Source organism: Cobetia sp. SIMBA_158, assembly GCF_046566945.1.
In the GTDB taxonomy this organism is placed as follows: domain Bacteria; phylum Pseudomonadota; class Gammaproteobacteria; order Pseudomonadales; family Halomonadaceae; genus Cobetia; species Cobetia amphilecti.
Genome location: NZ_JAWJYL010000201.1, coordinates 1 through 297, shown reverse-complemented (window position 1 = coordinate 297; position 297 = coordinate 1). Strand labels below are relative to the sequence as shown.

Genomic DNA, 297 nt, shown 5'->3' with positions numbered 1-297 from the left:
GAGAATAGGGGATTATTTATCAGTCAAGAAGAGGAATTGTTTCCGAACAATTCCTCTTCTTGTTTATCGTTGTTCGCGAATTTTTTTCATGAGGAATGTGATTAGAGCCAGTATGCATCCTACACTAAATAGTCCATATTGACCTAATTCGATTGCGCGGCCAAACGTTGGTACATTGTTGGCAAGAAGGGCAATCGCTATAGATCCAACTGCAAAAATGATTCCTGTATACACATAAAACTTCTTGGACTTTGTGGGATGAAAGGATTCTTCCTTTAACATTTTCATAGAAATCCA

General features: G+C 37.7%; 1 protein-coding gene. It reads right to left on the bottom strand.

What is annotated here, in order from left to right:
- Window positions 1-63 precede the first annotated feature (63 nt).
- A partial coding sequence (locus R2R70_RS19625) for a hypothetical protein (protein WP_410978841.1) occupies window positions 64-297 on the bottom strand: 234 nt, incomplete at its 5' end.